This is a genomic window from Streptomyces sp. T028, from assembly GCF_048159505.1.
Lineage (GTDB): Bacteria > Actinomycetota > Actinomycetes > Streptomycetales > Streptomycetaceae > Streptomyces.
Map to the genome: position 1 here is coordinate 1 of NZ_JBLRVZ010000125.1, position 1,910 is coordinate 1,910.

A 1,910-nucleotide genomic window follows, 5' to 3' on the forward strand; every position below is an offset into this window, starting at 1 on the left:
GCAGGAGGGCATCTTCTTCCACCACCTGCTCGCCGAGCCCGGCGAGGCGGACGTGTACCTCGTGCCGATGACGTTGGCTTTCGACGGTCGTGAGGGGCTGGACGGGTTCCTGGCGGCGTTGCAGCGGGTGGTGGACCGGCATGACATCTACCGCACGGCTCTGGTGTGGGAGGGGCTGCCGGAGCCGGTGCAGGTGGTGCGGCGCAGGGCGGTCGTGCCGGTCAGCGAGGTGGTCCTGCCCGAGACCGGGGATCCGGTGTCGGAGCTGATGGCGATGGCAGGGCGCTGGATGGATCTGCGGCGGGCTCCGTTGGTGCGGGTGCATGTGGCGGCGGAGCCGGGCAGTGACCGGTGGCTCGCGCTGGTGCAGATCCATCACCTGCTCCAGGACCACACCGCGCTGGATGTGGTGTTGGGTGAGGTCGAGGCGTTCATGGTGGGGCGCGGCGACGAACTGCCGGCGCCGCTGCCGTTCCGTGACTTCGTGGCGCAGGCCCGGCTGGGGGTGTCCCGTGCCGAGCACGAGGAGTACTTCGCCGGTCTGCTCGGGGATGTCACGGAGCCGACGCTGCCGTTCGGTCTGTCCGACGTACACGGCGACGGCACCGGTGTGCAGCGAACGCGGCAGGCGGTCGACGACGGCCTGGCGCGGCGTGTCCGGGAGCAGGCACGCGGGCTGGGGGTCAGCCCGGCGACGCTGTTCCACGTGGCGTGGGCGCGCGTCCTGGCGACGCTGTCCGGCCGCACGGACGTGGTGTTCGGGACCGTACTCCTCGGCCGGATGAACGCGGGTGTGGACGCCGAGCGGGTTCCGGGGCCGTTCATGAACACCCTGCCAGTACGGGTGGACGTCGCGGGCCTGGACGTGGCCGGCGCGGTGAAGGCGATGCGTTCGCAGCTGGCCGACCTGCTGGTGCACGAACACACACCCTTGGCGGTGGCCCAGAAGGCCAGCGGTGTCACCGCGCCGGCCCCGCTGTTCACTGCCCTGTTCAACTACCGCCACAGCGACCGTGCACGCTCGTCGACAAGCCGGAACGGCGAACCCACTGGGACAAGGGTCCTGTCTGGTGAGGACTTGACGAACTATCCGGTGACGGTGTCCGTCGATGACACCGGGTCGGGGTTCTGGCTGAGTGCTGACGTCGTCGCTCCGGGGGATCCGGAGTTGGTGTGCGGGTTGCTGGAGGTGGCGGTCGAGGGCCTGGTGGGGGCGTTGGAGGGGGCGCCGGAGATGTCGTTGCGTGAGGTCGGGGTGCTGCCTGGCGTGGTGCGTGAGCGGGTGGTGGAGGAGTGGAACGACACGGGTGTGGTGGTGCCGGGGGTGACGTTGCCGGAGTTGTTCGAGGCGCAGGTGGTGCGGACTCCGGGTGCGGTGGCGGTGGTGTGCGGTGATGAGCGGGTGACGTACGCGGAGTTGGATGAGCGTGCGTCGCGGCTGGCCGGGGTGTTGGCGGCGCGTGGGGTGGGCGCGGAGTCGGTGGTGGCGGTGATGCTGGAGCGGTCGGTCGATCTGGTGGTGGCGTTGCTGGCCGTGTTGAAGGCGGGGGGTGCGTACCTGCCGGTGGATCCGTCGTACCCGGTCGAGCGGATCGGGTTCATGCTGGCGGACGCCGCTCCGGTGTGTGTGGTGACGTCGGGCGATGTGGTGCGGGTGCTGCCGCAGGGCGGGACGGTCCCGGTGGTGTGTGTGGACGCCCCGGCTGTGGTCGCGGAGTTGTCGGCGGTGGTGCCACACCTGGTGCGGCTGCCTGGTGGGGCGGCGTATGTGATGTACACGTCGGGGTCGACCGGGGTGCCGAAGGGTGTGGTGGTCTCGCATGCGGGGATTGTGAACCGGTTGTTGTGGATGCAGGGCCGGTTCGGGCTGGGTGCGGATGATGTGGTGTTGCAGAAGACGTCGGTGAGTT

Annotated in this window: 1 protein-coding gene; it reads left to right on the top strand. The window is 69.9% G+C overall.

All coding sequences use genetic code 11. The features are described from left to right. The coding region (locus ACLZN2_RS50795; RefSeq protein ID WP_416987067.1) for an AMP-binding protein at window positions 1-1,910 on the top strand (1,910 nt) is incomplete at both ends.